At 65.1% G+C, this 16,282-nt stretch carries 19 protein-coding genes and 2 tRNA genes; 13 read left to right on the forward strand and 8 right to left on the reverse strand.

Going from position 1 to position 16,282, the window contains the following annotated elements:
• Together U5A58_RS30880 and U5A58_RS30885 are read right to left on the reverse strand one after the other, a co-directional pair.
• The gene (locus tag U5A58_RS30880; RefSeq protein WP_321913937.1) at positions 1-315 is read right to left on the reverse strand and encodes a hypothetical protein; all 315 of its coding nucleotides are present in this window, start codon (positions 313-315) and stop codon (positions 1-3) included.
• 427 nt (positions 316-742) lie between these two features.
• Complete coding sequence (locus U5A58_RS30885) at positions 743-1,180, reverse strand: hypothetical protein (protein WP_321964284.1); 438 nt, start codon at positions 1,178-1,180, stop codon at positions 743-745.
• A gap of 326 nt (positions 1,181-1,506) precedes the next feature.
• On the opposite strand from U5A58_RS30885, the gene U5A58_RS30890 reads away from it, so the two are divergent.
• The 5 genes from U5A58_RS30890 to trmB all read left to right on the forward strand — a co-directional run bounded on the left by U5A58_RS30890 (position 1,507) and on the right by trmB (position 4,239).
• Positions 1,507-1,827 carry an EthD family reductase gene (locus U5A58_RS30890; protein ID WP_321913939.1) on the forward strand — a complete coding sequence of 107 codons (321 nt, stop codon included), beginning with the start codon at positions 1,507-1,509 and terminating at the stop codon, positions 1,825-1,827.
• 105 nt (positions 1,828-1,932) lie between these two features.
• A complete protein-coding gene (locus tag U5A58_RS30895; protein WP_321913940.1) occupies positions 1,933-2,496 on the forward strand; it encodes a YggT family protein in 564 nt (187 codons plus the stop codon).
• Positions 2,497-2,615: 119 nt separating this feature from the next.
• Positions 2,616-2,690, forward strand: a tRNA-Gly gene (locus U5A58_RS30900).
• A gap of 249 nt (positions 2,691-2,939) precedes the next feature.
• Positions 2,940-3,149: a hypothetical protein gene (locus tag U5A58_RS30905; RefSeq protein WP_321964267.1), complete on the forward strand. Its 210-nt coding sequence runs from the start codon at positions 2,940-2,942 to the stop codon at positions 3,147-3,149.
• A gap of 307 nt (positions 3,150-3,456) precedes the next feature.
• Complete coding sequence (trmB, locus tag U5A58_RS30910) at positions 3,457-4,239, forward strand: tRNA (guanosine(46)-N7)-methyltransferase TrmB (protein WP_321964268.1); 783 nt, start codon at positions 3,457-3,459, stop codon at positions 4,237-4,239.
• A gap of 61 nt (positions 4,240-4,300) precedes the next feature.
• Here the strand turns inward: trmB and U5A58_RS30915 are convergent, their stop codons facing one another.
• From U5A58_RS30915 to U5A58_RS30925, 3 genes are all read right to left on the reverse strand, one after another.
• Complete coding sequence (locus U5A58_RS30915; protein ID WP_321964269.1) at positions 4,301-5,155, reverse strand: undecaprenyl-diphosphate phosphatase; 855 nt, start codon at positions 5,153-5,155, stop codon at positions 4,301-4,303.
• Positions 5,156-5,242: 87 nt separating this feature from the next.
• Positions 5,243-5,830, reverse strand: a complete 588-nt coding sequence (locus U5A58_RS30920) for a DUF1439 domain-containing protein (RefSeq protein WP_415774319.1) — start codon at positions 5,828-5,830, stop codon at positions 5,243-5,245.
• A gap of 79 nt (positions 5,831-5,909) precedes the next feature.
• Positions 5,910-6,221 (reverse strand): YkgJ family cysteine cluster protein, encoded by a 312-nt coding sequence (locus tag U5A58_RS30925; RefSeq protein WP_321964270.1) that lies wholly within the window; start codon positions 6,219-6,221, stop codon positions 5,910-5,912.
• Positions 6,222-6,467: 246 nt separating this feature from the next.
• Here U5A58_RS30925 and hemN point away from each other — a divergent pair, with 246 nt between their 5' ends.
• The 3 genes from hemN to U5A58_RS30940 all read left to right on the forward strand — a co-directional run bounded on the left by hemN (position 6,468) and on the right by U5A58_RS30940 (position 8,476).
• Entirely contained in the window at positions 6,468-7,853 is a 1,386-nt protein-coding gene (gene hemN, locus U5A58_RS30930) for an oxygen-independent coproporphyrinogen III oxidase (protein WP_321964271.1), read from the forward strand.
• A 110-nt stretch (positions 7,854-7,963) separates the two neighbouring features.
• Positions 7,964-8,048: transfer RNA gene (locus U5A58_RS30935), tRNA-Leu, on the forward strand.
• A gap of 206 nt (positions 8,049-8,254) precedes the next feature.
• Positions 8,255-8,476 carry a hypothetical protein gene (locus tag U5A58_RS30940; RefSeq protein ID WP_321935109.1) on the forward strand — a complete coding sequence of 74 codons (222 nt, stop codon included), beginning with the start codon at positions 8,255-8,257 and terminating at the stop codon, positions 8,474-8,476.
• A 21-nt stretch (positions 8,477-8,497) separates the two neighbouring features.
• Here the strand turns inward: U5A58_RS30940 and poxB are convergent, their stop codons facing one another.
• Complete coding sequence (gene poxB / locus U5A58_RS30945; RefSeq protein WP_321964272.1) at positions 8,498-10,216, reverse strand: ubiquinone-dependent pyruvate dehydrogenase; 1,719 nt, start codon at positions 10,214-10,216, stop codon at positions 8,498-8,500.
• A gap of 267 nt (positions 10,217-10,483) precedes the next feature.
• On the opposite strand from poxB, the gene U5A58_RS30950 reads away from it, so the two are divergent.
• Together U5A58_RS30950 and U5A58_RS30955 are read left to right on the forward strand one after the other, a co-directional pair.
• Positions 10,484-11,191, forward strand: coding sequence for a 16S rRNA pseudouridine(516) synthase (locus U5A58_RS30950; protein WP_321964273.1), 708 nt, complete (start codon positions 10,484-10,486; stop codon positions 11,189-11,191).
• Between the two features lie 155 nt (positions 11,192-11,346).
• A complete protein-coding gene (locus tag U5A58_RS30955; RefSeq protein ID WP_321913949.1) occupies positions 11,347-11,535 on the forward strand; it encodes a hypothetical protein in 189 nt (62 codons plus the stop codon).
• A gap of 34 nt (positions 11,536-11,569) precedes the next feature.
• On the opposite strand, the gene U5A58_RS30960 is transcribed toward U5A58_RS30955, so the two are convergent.
• Positions 11,570-12,655 (reverse strand): NAD-dependent epimerase/dehydratase family protein, encoded by a 1,086-nt coding sequence (locus U5A58_RS30960; RefSeq protein WP_321964274.1) that lies wholly within the window; start codon positions 12,653-12,655, stop codon positions 11,570-11,572.
• Positions 12,656-12,786: 131 nt separating this feature from the next.
• On the opposite strand from U5A58_RS30960, the gene U5A58_RS30965 reads away from it, so the two are divergent.
• The 3 genes from U5A58_RS30965 (at position 12,787) to U5A58_RS30975 (ending at position 15,859) form a co-directional block, all read left to right on the forward strand.
• Entirely contained in the window at positions 12,787-13,818 is a 1,032-nt protein-coding gene (locus U5A58_RS30965; RefSeq protein ID WP_321964275.1) for a CDP-6-deoxy-delta-3,4-glucoseen reductase, read from the forward strand.
• Positions 13,819-14,185: 367 nt separating this feature from the next.
• Positions 14,186-15,370, forward strand: coding sequence for an acetylornithine transaminase (locus tag U5A58_RS30970; protein WP_321964276.1), 1,185 nt, complete (start codon positions 14,186-14,188; stop codon positions 15,368-15,370).
• A gap of 18 nt (positions 15,371-15,388) precedes the next feature.
• Entirely contained in the window at positions 15,389-15,859 is a 471-nt protein-coding gene (locus U5A58_RS30975) for a GNAT family acetyltransferase (protein ID WP_321964277.1), read from the forward strand.
• Between the two features lie 95 nt (positions 15,860-15,954).
• Here the strand turns inward: U5A58_RS30975 and U5A58_RS30980 are convergent.
• On the reverse strand, positions 15,955-16,282 hold a 328-nt coding region (locus U5A58_RS30980; protein WP_321964278.1), incomplete at its 5' end, for an ATP-binding cassette domain-containing protein.

The following is a 16,282-nucleotide window of genomic DNA, read 5'->3' on the forward strand; positions in this document are numbered from 1 at the left end:
TCAACGACGGTAGTAGCCGCCGTGGCCGTAGTACCCATGGCCGTAATAGCCGCCGCCGCGGTAGTAGCCGTGATGCCAGTACGGACGGCCGTAGTAGCCGCCAACGACGACAGCAGGCGGCGGAGCGTACACCACCGGCGGCGGCGCATAGACCACGGGCGGGGGCGGCGGTGCGTAGACCGGCGCAGCATAGACGGGATAAACCGGGGCCACCGGAATGCCAATGCCGATACCCACCGAGACGTGCGCCTGGGCCGCGCTGACGAACCCCACACCCAGCGCGGCGGCAACGATGAACGATACGGTCTTTTTCACTTCTCTTCTCCTGGCGGCCGCCAGCGGCGACGCGCATATTACGGGCACTGCCCACGCATTCAATGTATCGAAAACGGCGGCCGGCATTGGTAGCCATTTGTTTCGAATTGCAATGCGACTTGGGGGGCGCTTAACAGCGCGTCAAGCCCAGTGGGCGCGGCTGCCGTGAAAAATCACCGCACACGCGGCCGGTCACGACGCCATTCGTTACAAAAACGAGGGCGCTGTCATTGTTACCTGCGCGAGGGCGTCAGGAGGCGAGTCTCCCGGTAATGTTTGATTACAAATTGGTTGGGCTGCCGACCTTCGACCGCAGCCGCCTGCGCGCGGCGAGACTGTAAACGACGATGCCCGGTTCTGGAACCGGGCATCTCGTCCGACTTGCCGACGGCGCGCAATCCGCCGCCGCACTGGAACACACTCTCCGCTATCCGACCTTCACGTAGGTGAACTCGCGCGTGACGTTCGGTGGCACATAGGCGCCGCTGATGCGAACGCGCGGTGTCAGGCGCTTCTTCTGATCCCACCAGCGGCGGCGCTGAAATGGCGTGAGAAACCGCAGATGCTTTCGGTAAGCGAAGATGCTCATGGTGAACTCCCCGAATCGGACTACCGACAGGAACAAACCCAATTGCACGACTGCAACAACGAAACCGAAACAATGAAAAGTATTGTGCTTAGATTCCGCGACAACAATGGCAGTGTTGCGAGATAGCCTCACGGGCGCCGTATACGCGCCGCGCACTGTTCGTTGCGGCTGCCCCGTGCTGGGCTCGGGTGCTGCGCACAGGCGCGCCCGCCAGCCATCAGCAGAAACCGTGCCGCGTGAAGCGGTCGGTAGCGACGTCGCGCCCGTCCGTGTCATTTGTAGTCGCTCGGTCGGCACGTGCTCGGTACGAAAGCGAACATTTCTCGCACCGCGCGGCTGCGGCGCAACACTCGGGTCGTAAGGCCCCTGTCTGACGCGGTCTGTCGGAAACACTGTATCTGTTCGCAGAAAAGCCTGCTGCGAGTGCAGCCATTCTGTGCGGCGCGCACGCCGGAAACCGCACCTGCAGCTGCGCGCCAAACCCGTGCGGCTGCATCGTTCGCCCATACTGGCGAGGCGTGAGCCGTGGTAATGTGGCGACGGCGCGCGCATCGCAACCGCACGCAACGCGCGCCCTTGGGACTCACCGACGAGAACGCACAATGATCAAGGTCAGCATCCTCTATCCGTATCGCGAGAACGGGCGTTTCGACACCGGGTACTACTGCACGCACCACATGCCGCTCGCGGCAAAGCTCTTTGGCGAATCGCTCAAGGGCTGGTCGGTCGACATCGGCATCAATGCGGGGCCGCCGGGCACGCCGCCGCCGTACGTCGCGGCTGGACACTTTCTGTTCGAGACGATGGACGCGTTCTACGCGGCATTTCAACCGAATGCCGACACCCTCCTCGACGACATTCCCAACTACACCGACGGCGGAAATGGCACCATTCTGATCAGCGAGGTCAAGGTGTCCGTCTGACGTGCTCCGCTCGGCCTGCAGGGACGAGCGGACTTCGACTAGACCTTTCATCGGCCGCCACACGCCAGGTGCGCCGCCACCCAACACAAGAAGGAAACAACACCGATGTTCGGCGATATCGCCCGCTTTCTGCTCAATACGGTCTTCACGCTGTTCGGCGCCGCCCTGCTGCTGCGCGCCTGGCTCCAGTACGTGCGTGTGCCGCCGTACAACCCCGTGACCCACGCGATCCAGCAGGTCACCAACTGGCTGGTGCTGCCGCTGCGGCACGTGATTCCCGGCGTGCGCGGCATCGACTGGGCAAGCGTGGTCGCCGCGCTGATCTCGGCCATTGCTTACGTGCTGCTCATGGTCTGGATCGCGGGCGTGGACCCGCTAGCTCTGTTGCCGACGCTTCTCATCGTTGCCGTGCTCACGCTGGTGAAGTGGGCGCTGAACCTGCTGATCTGGCTGACGATCCTGATGGCGCTGCTCTCGTGGCTCAATCCGCGCTCGGCGGCGATGCCGGTGCTGTTCCAGCTGACGGCGCCGTTCCTCAATCCGCTGCGCCGTATCCTGCCGAACCTGGGCGGCCTCGACCTCTCGCCGATCCTGCTCTTCGTGATCGTGCAGGTGCTGCTGATGGTGGTCACGCGCGCAGCTGTTTCGCTCACGCTGTTTGGTATCTGAGCGGCGTCCGGGGACGTATCCACGCACACGCCAGTGCGCCGGCGGCGCGCCCAGCGCGCCGCGTAGTTTGACCGCAGCGTTGCGCAAAGCGGTCAAAACCGCGTAAAATGGCGCGCTCTGCGGGCGTCGTATAATGGCCATTACCTCAGCTTCCCAAGCTGATGACGTGGGTTCGATTCCCATCGCCCGCTCCACGTCGGCTTGCCGACCTCTCTTCGAGGCCAGGGCTTTTGAACTGCGCCCCTCCCGGGACGCCTTGCCCGCCCGACCGGCACATGCCGGGCACGACCTGAATTCCTCCGTTGCACTATGCACTCTGGCGCTCCTCGGGTCCTCCCGCACGCGCCGCGAGCAGGTCAGCCGCCACGCATTTCGCTCGACTGCCGCATAACGACTCGCTGCGCGCCCTATGGCGCACCAGTCCTCCGATGGATCAATTTTTCATGTCCCGGCCGAGCGCGATCGCCCTGATCGTGCGCTCGCGCCAATCCCTTCTCGCCGACGCCGACGAACGCCCATTAGCCGAAGCCGAGCGCCTGCGCGCCACTGCCGCCGACCTCACGCGACTCCTGTTCGACGTGCGCGCCGGGCGTGCGAACGCGTTCGAGCTGAACGAACCCACGCGCATGCGGGTCGTGGTTTCGGCCGATTGAGGTGCCGCTGCGAGGAGCAGCCACCCCGCCGCCGCCCGCCAGCCGCCGGACCCGTGCGAGTGCGCTGATATAATGCGCGACGGCTTTGGAGCCGCTGCGCTTCACGTGCGCCGCGCCCGCCCCGCCGGGCCGATGGCCGCCGCCGGTTCTGGCGAACGCAAAAGCGGCCCACAAGGCATCAGGCCACACCGTGGCGCCTCGCGCCGGGCAATATGCTGCCCTGAACAGCCCGCGAAATGGCCAGCACCAAGCCTGCCCCGATTATCGACAGCCGCGAAATCCGCCGCTCTCACACCCACCCGCGAAGATGAATCACGAACCCAACGACGCCGCCCGTCCCGACAGCACATCGTCAGACGCACAAGACGCCGCCTCCGACACGAACGAGCAATCCGGGTCGCCCGCCGGCGACGCGCTGCACCACCGCCGCATCCGCAGCTTCGTGACTCGCGCCGGCCGTGTCTCGACCGGCCAGCGTCGTGCGATGGACGAACTCGGCCCGCGCTTCGTCGTGCCCTACGCGCCGGAAGCCACCGACTGGGACGCCGTGTTCGAGCGGCACGCGCCGCGCATCCTGGAGATCGGCTTCGGGATGGGCGCGAGCACGGCGGAAATCGCCGCATTGCGCCCGGAGGACGACTTCCTCGGCGTCGAAGTCCATGAACCTGGCGTGGGAGCGTTGCTGAAGCTGATCGGCGAGCAGAATCTGGAGAACATCCGCATCATCCAGCACGACGCCGTGGAAGTGCTCGAGCACATGATCGCGCCGGCGAGCCTCGACGGCGTGCACATCTTCTTCCCCGACCCGTGGCACAAGACGCGCCATCACAAGCGCCGCCTGATTCAGCCGAAGTTCGTCGCGCACCTCGTCTCGCGCATGAAGCCGGGTGCGTACCTGCATTGCGCAACCGACTGGCAGAACTACGCCGAGCAGATGCTCGAAGTACTCAGCGCGGAACCCGCTCTCGAGAACACGGCCGCCGACTACGCGCCGCGCCCCGACTACCGACCGGTGACGAAGTTCGAACGCCGCGGTCTGCGGCTCGGCCACGGCGTGTGGGATCTCGTATTCCGTCGCCGCGCGGACTGAAACCAGGAACCCTGCAGTAAAACGACGGGCGCCGCGATATCACGCGGCGCCCGTTGTGTTTTTAGTCGTCCCAGCCGAGGCCGCCGCCATAGCCGAACAGCAGGATCACAAGACCGAACGCGATGCGGTACCAGGCGAAAGCGGTGAAGTCGTGCGACGCGACGAAGCGCAGCAGCCAGCGCACACATGCGAACGCACTGACGAATGCGGCGACGAAGCCAACGCCGAAGAGCCCGAGCCAGTCCGCGGAAAGCTCGTGCCAGCTCTTGTATAGCTCATACACGGTTGCGCCAAAGATCACGGGAATCGCAAGGAAGAACGAGAACTCGGTCGCGACGCGCCGCTCGAGGCCGAACAGCATCGCGCCGATGATGGTCGAGCCCGAGCGCGACATGCCCGGAATCAGCGCGAAACATTGCGCGCAACCCACCTTGAACGCGTCGAGCGGCGTGATCTCGTCAATCGAGTTCACGCGCGCGCTGTGTTGCGCCGCGACCGGCAGTCCCTTCGGACCGCGCAGGCGATTTTCGACCCACAGGATGACAAGGCCGCCGCCTACGAGCGCGAACGCGACCGGCACCGGCGCAAAGAGAACCGACTTGATCGCCTTCTCGAACATCAGACCGAGCACGACTGCCGGAATGGTGGCGACGATCACGTTGAGCGTGAAGCGCCGCGCATCGGGCCGCGAGGGCAGCCCGACGACGACCTCGCCGATCTTGCGCCGGAACTCCCAGCACACGGCGAGGATCGCGCCGAACTGGATCACCACGTAGAAGGTCTTCGCATAGTCGCCTTCGAAGTTGAGCAAGCTGCCGACGACAATAAGATGCCCGGTACTCGAAACGGGCAGAAATTCCGTCAGCCCCTCGACGATGCCAAGAATCAACGCCTTGCAGGTCAAAAACCAGTCCATCCCTTTTATCCCTCTTTTTGAGCGTCGGGACGGCGCACGCCGCGCCACGCGACCGACGACGGCCGCGTGTGCCGGTGTTCCGTCTGCTTACTTCTCGACGATCTGCACGCGTATGCCGTTTGTAAGGATGGTGATTGTACCGGGTTCGTAGTTGACGCCGGCAAACTGGAGCTGGTCGGGCTTGAACGTGTAGACCGGATAGTTGTTGAGCAACTGCGTGGCGACGAGCGCGGCGACCGCGCTCACCTGCGACGCATAGGCGGCGGCGTTGCCTGTCATGTCGACGCCATCGACCGAAGGCGAGCGCAGCACCACGGCGCGGCTCGCGCTGTCGTAGGCGAGTTCGCTCGACACCGTGAACGCGCCGCTCACGGGTTGCTGCATCAACGGGCTTTCGAGGTGCGCATCGAGCCGCACCGCCACGCGGTTGCGATCGGGCTGCAGCGTGACCACGGGATTCGTGAGCGAGACGTCGAAAATCTGCTGCATCGAGCGGTGATAAGGAAACTTGCGCTGCACCGCGTCCTGCACCTGCTGTTGCGAAAACGTGTAGTGATCGGGAATGAACGGGAAAATCCCCGTCGCACACGCGCCGAGCGACATCGCCGTTCCCGCCGCAGCGCAGGCTGTGAACAGGAAGGCGCGCCGGGAAACGCGCGTTGCGGTGTGGATCATGCGAAATCTCCTTGTTTGGCCGGGTTTGATGCGCCGTCATTCTGGCGCATCACGGCTGGCCGCCGCAGTTTGCGCCGGTTCAGCGCGTGGCCGGCGTCTGCGATTGCGGTTGCGTTTGCGCCTCGAGACGCGTGAGCCAGACGATGGCCTCCTCGCGCGATGCTCCGCACATCTCGGGCTGCGGCTGCAGCCCCGAGCAGCATGCCGGGCGCAATGGCGAGCCGAAGATCATGCAGCGCAGGTCGTCGCCGAGTTGAACGCAGCGCACGCCGGCCGGCTTGCCTGCGGGCATGCCCGGAATCGGGCTCGTAATGGACGGCGCGATGCAGCACGCGCCGCAACCGGGGCGGCATGCATGCACTGAGACATCAGCGGGAAAAACGGTACTCACTTCGGCTTCCTGGAACTCTGACAAATTGTGTCCGAGGCGCGCTGGAGACTACGACACCATGCCGCGACGGACCAGACGCATTGTGCCATTGCCCGCATGCGACCTTTTTACACAATCGCTTCTTCCTACCCGCTCGTACACTTTGTCAATCTGGCGCTGTAGGACAAAGGACAGGCCACCTGTGCGCGGCGTTCCGCGGCGCCGGACGCTGCCCACCCGTGCGCCGCCCTTCCAAGTGAGCTTTGCATGAGCGACGCAGACCTGCTCTTTCGCCCCGACCTGCTTGCCAAATACGGCGCCAACGGCCCGCGCTACACGTCCTACCCCACCGCCCTGCAGTTCCGCGACGACTTCGATCCCGCCGACTACCGCCGTGCGGCTGCCGATCCGGGCGCAAGCGATACAGACCTCTCGCTGTACTTCCACGTCCCGTTTTGCGACACAGTCTGCTTCTATTGCGGCTGCAACAAGGTCATCACGAAGAACCGCGGCCGCGCGAAACCGTATCTCGCGCAGATGATCCGCGAACTGGAGCTGCAGGCCGCCCTCTTCGACACGAAGCGCCCGGTTTCGCAACTGCATTGGGGCGGCGGCACGCCCACCTTTCTCTCGCTGGACGAAATGAGCGCGCTCATGGCCGCCACGCGCGAACACTTCGCGCTGCAGCCCGACGACGCCGGCGAATACTCGATCGAGATCGATCCGCGCGAAGCCACGGCGCAGACCATTGCGCATCTGCGTTCGCTCGGCTTCAACCGGCTGAGCCTCGGTGTTCAGGACTTCGATCCGGTTGTGCAGAAGGCGGTCAACCGCATCCAGCCGCTCGAGCTGACCGTCGACGTCATGAACGCCGCGCGCGCGAACGGGTTCGAATCGATCAGCGTCGATCTGATCTACGGCCTGCCGCACCAGAACGTCAAAACATTCGGCCGCACGCTCGAGACGATGCTGCTGCTCGCGCCCGATCGCATCTCGGTGTTCGGCTACGCGCACATGCCGCATTTGTTCAAGATGCAGCGTCAGATGGATGAAGCCACCTTGCCCTCGCCCGCCGAGCGCATGGCGCTGTTGAGGCTCGTGATCGAGCAGCTAACCGAAGCGGGCTACGTCTACATCGGCATGGATCATTTCGCGCTGCCCACCGACGAGCTCGCGCGCGCCCAGGCGCAACGCACGCTGCATCGCAATTTCCAGGGTTACAGCACGCGCGCCGACTGCGACCTGATCGGCTTTGGCGCTTCGGCGATCGGCAAGGTCGGCGACGTCTACGCGCAGAACGCGAAGGACCTGATCGGCTACGGCGCGGCCATCGACGCGGGCAAGCTCGCGACCGCGAAAGGCGTGCGCCTCACTGCCGACGACCGTCTGCGCCGCGACATCATTACGGAACTCATGTGCAATCTCGAACTGCGCTACGACGAGTTCGAGGCTGCCTACGGCGTGCGGTTTCCGGCGACCTTTGCGACCGAGCTCGAACGGCTGCGCGAGTTCGAGCGCGACGGTCTCGTCGCGCGCAGCGCCAACCGGCTCGAGGTACTGCCCGCCGGGCGCATGCTCGTGCGCAACATTGCGATGGTGTTCGACCGCTATCTTGGCGCACAGCAGCCCGAACGGTTCTCGCGGACGATTTGAGGGCTTGCGGCCGCCGTGTAGTTGCCCGGGCGGACAATTTGCGTCATAATCTACGGCTACTTCGAGCGCGCACACGTGTGCGCTCGGTTGCTCGCAGCACGCGAGCACACGCCTCGGTGGTGAAATTGGTAGACGCGCCGGACTCAAAATCCGGTTCCGAAAGGAGTGCCGGTTCGATTCCGGCCCGAGGCACCAGAATACTTTCCGGCAGGTTTCAGCACTTGCCGCCGGAATCCAGAAACCCGCGAAAGCTCACGGCTTCGCGGGTTTTTTCTTGCCCGCTCGAATACGACACGCCTGTTATTGGACGAAGATCAAGCATCTCGCAGATGCCGCGTGTCTCGCCGCACCCCGCTGCTATCGTTATCGGTGTTATTGAGATAGCACGCCGGGAGAGCACGATGGACCGCATTTTCATGACACGAGAGGAAGCCATACGCATCCTCATCGAGGCCCACGAGTCCGTCTCTGGACGCACCGCAGCGACGCTGATCAAATCGGGCAACGACCGATCCGCCAGGCTCGAAGTGCTGGACCGGTTGCTGCTCGACGTGCGCGCTGGCCGGGTCGATGAATTTATCACCCACCCCGAGGACAACACCTGCGTCTCGATCACTGACTGACGCAGGTCTGCCGCACGAGCCTCAGCGCAAATTCGTCTGCGCCAGCTCCACCACCTCGTCTCCGCGCCCGCTCAGCACCGCGCGCAGCATGTAGAGACTGAACCCCTTCGCCTGCGCCCACTGCAGCTTCGGCGGCATGGCCAGTTCATGCTTCGTCGTCACCACGTCGACGAGCGCCGGTCCTGCGTGCGAGAAGGCCGCGCGCAACGCCTCATCGAGCGCTTCGGACGTCTCCACGCGCACACTGAAGAGCCCCGCGCCTTTCGCAATATCCGCAAAGTTGGTCGCGACCAGATCGGTGCCCGTCTCCACGTAGCCGCCAGCCTTCATCTCCATGGCGACGAAACCGAGCGAGCCATTATTCAGGACAACGATCTTGATCGGCAAATCGAGCTGGCGCGCCGTGAGAATGTCGCCGAGCAGCATCGAAAGACCGCCGTCGCCGGAGAGCGAGACCACCTGCCGCCCGGCGTGCGCCGCCTGCGCGCCGAGCGCCTGCGGCATGGCGTTCGCCATCGAGCCGTGATTGAACGAGCCGTGCAGACGGCGCCGGCCGTTCATCGTCAGGTAGCGCGCGGCCCAGAGCGTGGGCGTGCCCACGTCGACCGCGAAGATCGCGTCGTCCTCGGCGAGCGCATCGAGCCGCGACACCACGTACTGCGGATGCAGCGGCTTGCCCGCGGCAGCCGGGCGCGCGAGTTCGTCGAGCCCCTTGCGCGCGCTCGCGTAGTGCTCGCGCGCGCGATCGATAAAGCGCCGGTCGGTCGTGCGCGTGAGCTTCGGCGTGAGCGCGCGCAGCGTTTCGCGCACGTCGCCGACGAGTCCGAGCGTGAGCGGCGCGCGCTTGCCGAGCGCGGCCGCGTCGCGGTCGATCTGCACGATGTTCGCGTGCTGCGGATAGAAGTTGCGATACGGGAAGTCGGTGCCGAGCATGACGAGCGTGTCGCACGACATCATCGCGTGGTAGCCCGAGCTGAAGCCGATCAGCCCGGTCATCCCCACATCGTATGGGTTATCCCATTCGACATACTGCTTGCCGCGCAGCGCATGCACCGTCGGCGCGCCGAGCGCGTCCGCGAAGGCCACCACTTCGTCATGTGATCCCTTGCAGCCGCTCCCGCATAGCAGCGTCACCGCCTCGGAACGATTGAGCAGTTCGGCGAGCCGGTCGATATCCGCCGACGAAGGCAAGGTCGCCGGACGCGCCGCCTGGGCCCACGCCGGCTCCTCGTCGGACGCATCCAGAAGCGCCACGTCGCCGGGCAGCACGATCACGGCGACGCCCTTCTGGTCGATCGCCGTGCGCAGCGCGGTGTCGAGCACGCGCGGAAACTGCGATGCGTTCGTCACCAGTTCCACGTAATGGCTGCACTCGCGGAAGAGTTCGGTCGGGTGCGTTTCCTGGAAATAGCCGAGGCCGATTTCCGTCGACGGAATGTGCGCCGCGATCGCAAGCACCGGCGAACGGTTGCGATGGCAGTCATAAAGGCCGTTGATGAGATGCAGGTTGCCGGGCCCGCAACTGCCCGCGCACACTGCGAGCCGGCCGGTTGCCGCGGCTTCGGCGCCCGCCGCGAAAGCGGCGACTTCTTCGTGCCGCGTATGCATCCAGCGGATCGTGCCGAGCTTGCGCAGACTCGCCGACAACCCGTTCAGGCTGTCGCCCGTCACGCCCCAGATGCGCTCGACGCCAACCGCCTCGAGCGTTTTTGCCAGATGATCCGCTATCGTCTTCGCCATGGTGTTCTCCACGTGAGCCGTAACGCGCAGCGCGCGCACCGAGGCCGGGCGCTGCGCGAGAAGATACTTGGGGGGTCAAATACGTAGGCGTCCAGGCCCGGCAACCGGGCCGGGCCTGCCAATACCTCGCGCTACGTTACGCCATCCGCCCGAAATACGTGGTCAAGCCGTGCGCGGCGAATTGGCAGGGCGTGCCTGGATCGCGCGGGGGCGCGCTACACGTCGCGACGGATAAAATACCCCGCTCTACGCTGTTCGCCGTCCGTCATGAATCTCGAAAGCATTCTCTTCACTCAGGGTTTCGGCTCACGCCGCCAATGCCGCACGCTCATCGCCGACGCGCGGGTCGCCATCGCGGGCGAGCCGTGCACCAACCCGCTCGCCACGTTCGACACGGCGGGCCTCGTCTTCAGCGTGGACGGCACGCCGTGGCCGTTTCACGAGCGCGCGTACATCGCGCTCAATAAGCCCGCGGGCTATGAGTGCTCGCGCGATCCGCAGCATCACCTGAGCGTGTTTCATCTGCTGCCGCCACAGTTCGCCGAGCGCAACGTGCAATGCGTCGGCCGCCTCGATCAAGATACGACCGGCCTCCTGCTGCTTTCCGACGATGGCCAGTTCGTGCATGCCTTCACGTCACCCAAGCGCAAGGTGCCAAAGCTCTACGTGGCGACGACACGCCACCCGCTCGACGAAACCCAGCTGCACGCCCTGCGCGAAGGCGTGCTTCTGCACGGCGAGCGCCAGCCGAGCGCCGCCGTCGCGGCCAACGCACGGGCGGACCACGAGTTGGAGCTGACCGTGCTCGAAGGCAAGTATCACCAGGTCAAACGGATGGTGGCGGCGGCCGGCAACCGCGTCGAGGCGTTGCACCGCGAGCGCATCGGCGGCTTTTCCCTGCCCGCCGGACTGGCTCCCGGCGCCTGGCAATGGCTCGACGACGACGCGCTCGACGCGTTGCGCAACAAGGGGTAAACCACCACCGGGCGGCGCGAGCGCCCGCCGCTCAGTGTGCTGACGCACCGATGCTTGCAAACTGGCATCGTTATCGCCGCGCCGCAGCATGTCCTTGCCGAGCTTCCGCCCTATACTCGTTTGTAGAACGATTACAAGTTGCAAGGAGGGGCATCATGATCATCAACGGCTCATTCGAAATCTCACTCGTGTTGATGGCCTTCATGGCGCTTGGGGCGGTTCTGATTGGGGGCCTGCTCGCGTCGATGCATATGCGACATCAGTACCATCCGAACCTCATCGGGGCGCTTATCGGAGCGCTAATGTGCTTCCTCCTGCTCGAAGCGCTGCCGGCCATCACGTGAACGGCACGCTTTGCGCCGCGCCGCCCGCCCGAAGTCACGGGTGCGGCGGCAGCGTGCGCAAGAAAGCATCGACATCCGGATAACGCAAACGCACGCCCAGTTCGCGCTTCAGACGCGTATTGGCGAGCCGGCGCGACTCGCGCATGAACGACAGCAAGACGGGCTCGAGTTCGCGCTCGGCCTGCGCGCGACTCACGCGTGGTGCGCGCGCAAGGCCGAAGGCATCGGCTACGCGGTCGAAATACTCGCCCATCTTCAGTTCGCTGTCGTCCGTCGCGTGGATGGTGCGCCCCGGGCGGCCATGTGTCGCGAGGCGCCGGAGAATCGCCGCAAGATCGTCCGCGTGGATGTGGCTCGTATAGACGTCGTCGCTCACGACGAGCGCCGGCGTGCGCTTCGCGAGCCGTGCGAGCGGGAGGCGGTTCGCTGCGTAAATGCCGGGAATGCGCGCGATCGTGGCGCTCAGCACGCCGCCGCGCGCCGTTGCGCGCCGCAGTTGCCGTTCGGCCGATACCCGGCGTTTGGCGCGGGCGTTAGCCGGCTGCACCGTGCGGGTTTCGTCGATGCGCGCACCACCGCAATCGCCGTACACGCCCGTCGTGCTTGCGTATACGAGCTTCGTGCGTTCGAGACGCTGGCGCCGGGGCCGAGAAAACCGCCGGATGCGCTCGGGTACAATAACGGATGCTCCCGCGCCTGTAGCGGGGCCGAAAGCGCTGCGGCGCATGCGGCCCGCGAGAGCACGTAATGGGGGCCGCAATGCGTGCGGTGCCACACCCGCCAGCACAGGCCGCGCCCTCGCACGGCGGCGCGCCGCGAGTGCTGCGAGCAGGCGGCGCGTGCGCAGGTCGTCGTCGCCGTTTTTTTGCGGCGGCGCCAGGTGCAGGACGGTGCTAGCCAGGCCCGCGATCCGCGTGAGGCTCGTGCGGAAATCGAGGTCGCCGTGCACTGGCGTTGCTCCCGCGGCCCGTACCGCGTCTGCGCGCTCGGATCGGCGCGTGAGCGCAAACACGCGCGCGCGGTCTGGCCGCTCGCGCAACTGGGCGACGCAGCGCAGGCCGACGTCGCCGCAACCGACAATCAGGATGCGCGCACGGCGCAAGGTTCGTGTGGCAATCATGGTGGAACCATTTTAGCGGCCCGGGCCTCGCGGCGAAGGCCGGCAAGCAAACGCGGACACTAGCCGGAAAAGTCCGGAACTGGCCCGCACCCGGAATCAACCCTCGGATACAGACTTACACTTCCCTGAATATGGCTTTCAACGTAACGCTCAAGCAAAGCGGCCGGCAATTCCAGGTCGAGCCCGACGAACCCATTCTCAACGCGGCCCTGCGCCAGGGCATCGGCCTGCCGTATGGCTGCAAGAACGGCGCGTGCGGCTCGTGCAAGGGCACGGTCTGCCACGGCGAAGTGGAGCAGCGCGCTCACGCGGCTTCGGCGCTGTCCAATGACGAAAGGACGCGCGGCATGGCTCTCTTCTGCTGTGCGACGGCGCAAACCGACCTCGAAATCGATATCCGCGAAGTGGCGGGCGTGGGCGACGTGCAGGTGCGCAAGCTGCCTACGCGCATCGCCGCCATCGAACGCAAGGCCGACGACGTCGTCGTCCTCAAGCTGCAGCTGCCCGCCAACGAGCGTCTGCAGTATCTCGCCGGCCAGTACCTCGAATTCATCCTCAAGGACGGCACGCGCCGCAGCTACTCCATGGCGAGCGCGCCGCACGAGGAAGGCCCGATCGAGCTGCACATCCGCCATATGCCCGGCGGCAAGTTCACCGACCATGTCTTCTCGCAGATGAAGGAGCGCGACATCCTGCGCTTCGAAGCGCCGCTCGGCACCTTCTTCCTGCGCGAGGAATCCGACAAGCCCATCGTGCTGCTCGCTTCGGGCACCGGCTTCGCGCCGCTCAAGGCGATTGTCGAGCACGCGGTCCACAAGAACCTGAACCGCCCGATGACGCTCTACTGGGGCGCGCGCCAGAAGAAGGACCTGTACCTGATGGACCTCGCCGAACAATGGGCGAAGGACATCCCGAACTTCCGCTTCGTGCCGGTGCTCTCCGAGCCCGCCGCCGACGACAACTGGACCGGCCGCACGGGCTTCGTGCACCGCGCCGTGATCGAGGATCTGCCGGACCTTTCGGGCTATCAGGTCTATGCGTGCGGCGCACCGGTGATGGTCGAGTCGGCGCAGCGCGACTTTACGCAACATCACGGTCTGCCCGAAGACGAGTTCTACGCGGACTCGTTCACGAGCGCCGCGGACCTCGCGAACGCCGTCTGAACGTCGTTGGGGCGGGTCGTTGCGTGCACAATGCAATGACCCGCATCGACCGGCAAAGCTGGCCGTCACGAAAAATTCTTCGGCCGATTGGACAAAATCGGCACATTGACGGTTTACATCGCCGTTCGGCTTGTCGTATTCTTGCGCCCATGAACTGCATCCTGTCCGCCCTCCGACGTCGCCGCTCGCCCCATCTTTAGGGCCTGGCTACTCGCGGACGCGCGTTGCACTTCGCAACGCACAGCAAGTTCGAATCACGAAAGCCACGGCCAGTCCGTGGCTTTTTGTTTTTCCGCCGTATCGTTTGTAACCCCGTTTGCAACCCCGTTCTCAACCCTTTAGCAGCCCCAACGCGGAGCCCGTTGCCATGAATTATTCCGAGTACCCGATCGAGTCGCTGATGTACATCACCAACCGGCCCGAAATCGTTTTCACGCATGGCAAGGGGTCGTGGCTCTACGACAACGAAGGCAAGCGATATCTGGACTTCATCCAGGGCTGGGCCGTCAACAGCCTCGGGCACTGCAACGAAGGCATGATCGAGGCGCTGGAAAAGCAGTCGCGTCTGCTCATCAACCCGTCGCCGGCCTTCTACAACGAACCGATGGCGAAGCTCGCGGGCCTGCTCACCGAGCACAGCTGCTTCGACAAGGTGTTCTTCGCCAACAGCGGCGCGGAAGCCAACGAAGGCGCGATCAAGCTTGCGCGCAAGTGGGGCAAGAAGCATCGCGACGGCGCCTACGAGATCATCACGTTCGACCACAGCTTCCACGGCCGCACGATCGCGACGATGTCGGCGAGCGGCAAGCCGGGCTGGGACACGATCTACGCGCCGCAAGTGCCGGGCTTCCCGAAGGCCGACCTGAACGATATCGCCTCGGTTGAAAAGCTCATCAACGCGAAGACCGTCGCCGTGATGCTCGAGCCGATCCAGGGCGAAGGCGGCGTCATTCCCGCCACGCGCGAATTCATGCAGCAACTGCGCGCGCTCACGAAAAAGCACGGCATCCTGCTGATCGTCGACGAAGTGCAAAGCGGCTGCGGTCGTGCCGGCACCCTCTTCGCCTACGAACTTTCGGGCATCGAGCCGGACATCATGACGCTCGGCAAGGGCATCGGCGGCGGCGTGCCGCTCGCGGCGCTGCTCTCGAAGAAGGAAATCGCCGTGTTCGAAGCGGGCGACCAGGGCGGCACGTACAACGGCAACCCGCTGATGACGGCCGTGGGCCATTCGGTGATCTCGCAACTGGTTGCGCCCGGCTTCCTCGAAGGCGTGCGCGCGCGCGGCGAATATCTGCGTGAAAAGCTGCTCGAACTTTCGGCCGAACGTGGCTTCCAGGGCGAGCGCGGCGAAGGCCTGCTGCGCGCGCTGCTGCTCGGCAAGGACATCGGCCCGGAGATTGTCGAGAAGGCGCGCCTCATGCAACCCGACGGCCTGCTGCTCAACGCCGCGCGTCCGAACCTGCTGCGCTTCATGCCTGCGCTGAACGTGACGACGCAGGAAATCGACCAGATGATGGCGATGCTGCGCACGATTCTCGACGCGCTGTAATCGGACGGAGCACGGGCGATGACCGTCACGATCCGCGTGTTCAGCGAAGCCGATACGGAAGCCGTGATCGCGCTCTGGCTGCAGGCGTTTCCCGAGTACAACGACACGAGCCGGCCGCACCGCAATCCGCGGCTGTCGATCGCGAACAAGCTCGGCACGCAGCCGGAGCTTTTCTTCGTCGCGATTCGCAACGACGGCGACGTTGACGGCGCACTCGTTGGCACGGCGATGGCCGGTTACGACGGGCATCGCGGCTGGCTCTATTCGGTCGCCGTCGCGCCCGAAGCGCGGCGTCACGGTCTCGGCACGCGGCTCGTGCGTCACGCGGAAGATGCGCTCGCCGCGATGGGCTGCCTGAAACTCAACCTTCAGGTGCTCACCGACAAGGCCGAGGTGCTCGCGTTCTACGAGCGGCTCGGCTATCGCGCCGACGCCGTAGTGAGTCTCGGCAAGCGGCTCGCCGTGCAGGAGTCCGAAGCGCTCGCCTGAGCCTGGTTCGTCGATGGCATGAAAAAAGCCGCATGGGTGACCCACCCATGCGGCTTTTGTTTTATGCGGCCGCGAGGACCGCAACGCCGTGCAGCTTACTCGCCCAGATACGCGGCGCGCACCTTCGGATCGTCGAGCATCTGCTTGGCCTCGCCTTCCATCGTCACGAGGCCCGAGTCCATCACGTAGCCGCGGTTCGCCGCCTGCAGCGCGAGGCGCGCGTTCTGCTCGACGAGCAGCACCGTGATGCCTTCCGACGAGATCGTGCGCACCACCTCGAAGATCTTCTCGACCATGATTGGCGAGAGACCCATCGACGGCTCATCGAGCAACAGAAGCTTCGGCTTGCTGATGATCGCGCGCGCCATGGCCAGCATCTGCTGCTCGCCGCCCGAGAGCGTGCCGGCGAGCTGCGTGGCGCGT

Source organism: Paraburkholderia sp. J7 (assembly GCF_905220155.1).
Lineage (GTDB): Bacteria > Pseudomonadota > Gammaproteobacteria > Burkholderiales > Burkholderiaceae > Paraburkholderia.

What these genes read in the sequence shown, in the direction of transcription:
- U5A58_RS30885 (WP_321964284.1), bottom strand. Translation starts at nt 1,180, where the DNA reads ATGACACGGACGGGCGCGACGTCGCTACCGACCGCTTCACGCGGCACG.
- U5A58_RS30890 (WP_321913939.1), top strand. Translation starts at nt 1,507, where the DNA reads ATGATCAAGGTCAGCATCCTCTATCCGTATCGCGAGAACGGGCGTTTC.
- U5A58_RS30895 (WP_321913940.1), top strand. Translation starts at nt 1,933, where the DNA reads ATGTTCGGCGATATCGCCCGCTTTCTGCTCAATACGGTCTTCACGCTG.
- U5A58_RS30905 (WP_321964267.1), top strand. Translation starts at nt 2,940, where the DNA reads ATGTCCCGGCCGAGCGCGATCGCCCTGATCGTGCGCTCGCGCCAATCC.
- trmB (WP_321964268.1), top strand. Translation starts at nt 3,457, where the DNA reads ATGAATCACGAACCCAACGACGCCGCCCGTCCCGACAGCACATCGTCA.
- U5A58_RS30915 (WP_321964269.1), bottom strand. Translation starts at nt 5,155, where the DNA reads ATGGACTGGTTTTTGACCTGCAAGGCGTTGATTCTTGGCATCGTCGAG.
- U5A58_RS30920 (WP_415774319.1), bottom strand. Translation starts at nt 5,830, where the DNA reads ATGATCCACACCGCAACGCGCGTTTCCCGGCGCGCCTTCCTGTTCACA.
- hemN (WP_321964271.1), top strand. Translation starts at nt 6,468, where the DNA reads ATGAGCGACGCAGACCTGCTCTTTCGCCCCGACCTGCTTGCCAAATAC.
- U5A58_RS30940 (WP_321935109.1), top strand. Translation starts at nt 8,255, where the DNA reads ATGGACCGCATTTTCATGACACGAGAGGAAGCCATACGCATCCTCATC.
- poxB (WP_321964272.1), bottom strand. Translation starts at nt 10,216, where the DNA reads ATGGCGAAGACGATAGCGGATCATCTGGCAAAAACGCTCGAGGCGGTT.
- U5A58_RS30950 (WP_321964273.1), top strand. Translation starts at nt 10,484, where the DNA reads ATGAATCTCGAAAGCATTCTCTTCACTCAGGGTTTCGGCTCACGCCGC.
- U5A58_RS30955 (WP_321913949.1), top strand. Translation starts at nt 11,347, where the DNA reads ATGATCATCAACGGCTCATTCGAAATCTCACTCGTGTTGATGGCCTTC.
- U5A58_RS30960 (WP_321964274.1), bottom strand. Translation starts at nt 12,655, where the DNA reads ATGATTGCCACACGAACCTTGCGCCGTGCGCGCATCCTGATTGTCGGT.
- U5A58_RS30965 (WP_321964275.1), top strand. Translation starts at nt 12,787, where the DNA reads ATGGCTTTCAACGTAACGCTCAAGCAAAGCGGCCGGCAATTCCAGGTC.
- U5A58_RS30970 (WP_321964276.1), top strand. Translation starts at nt 14,186, where the DNA reads ATGAATTATTCCGAGTACCCGATCGAGTCGCTGATGTACATCACCAAC.
- U5A58_RS30975 (WP_321964277.1), top strand. Translation starts at nt 15,389, where the DNA reads ATGACCGTCACGATCCGCGTGTTCAGCGAAGCCGATACGGAAGCCGTG.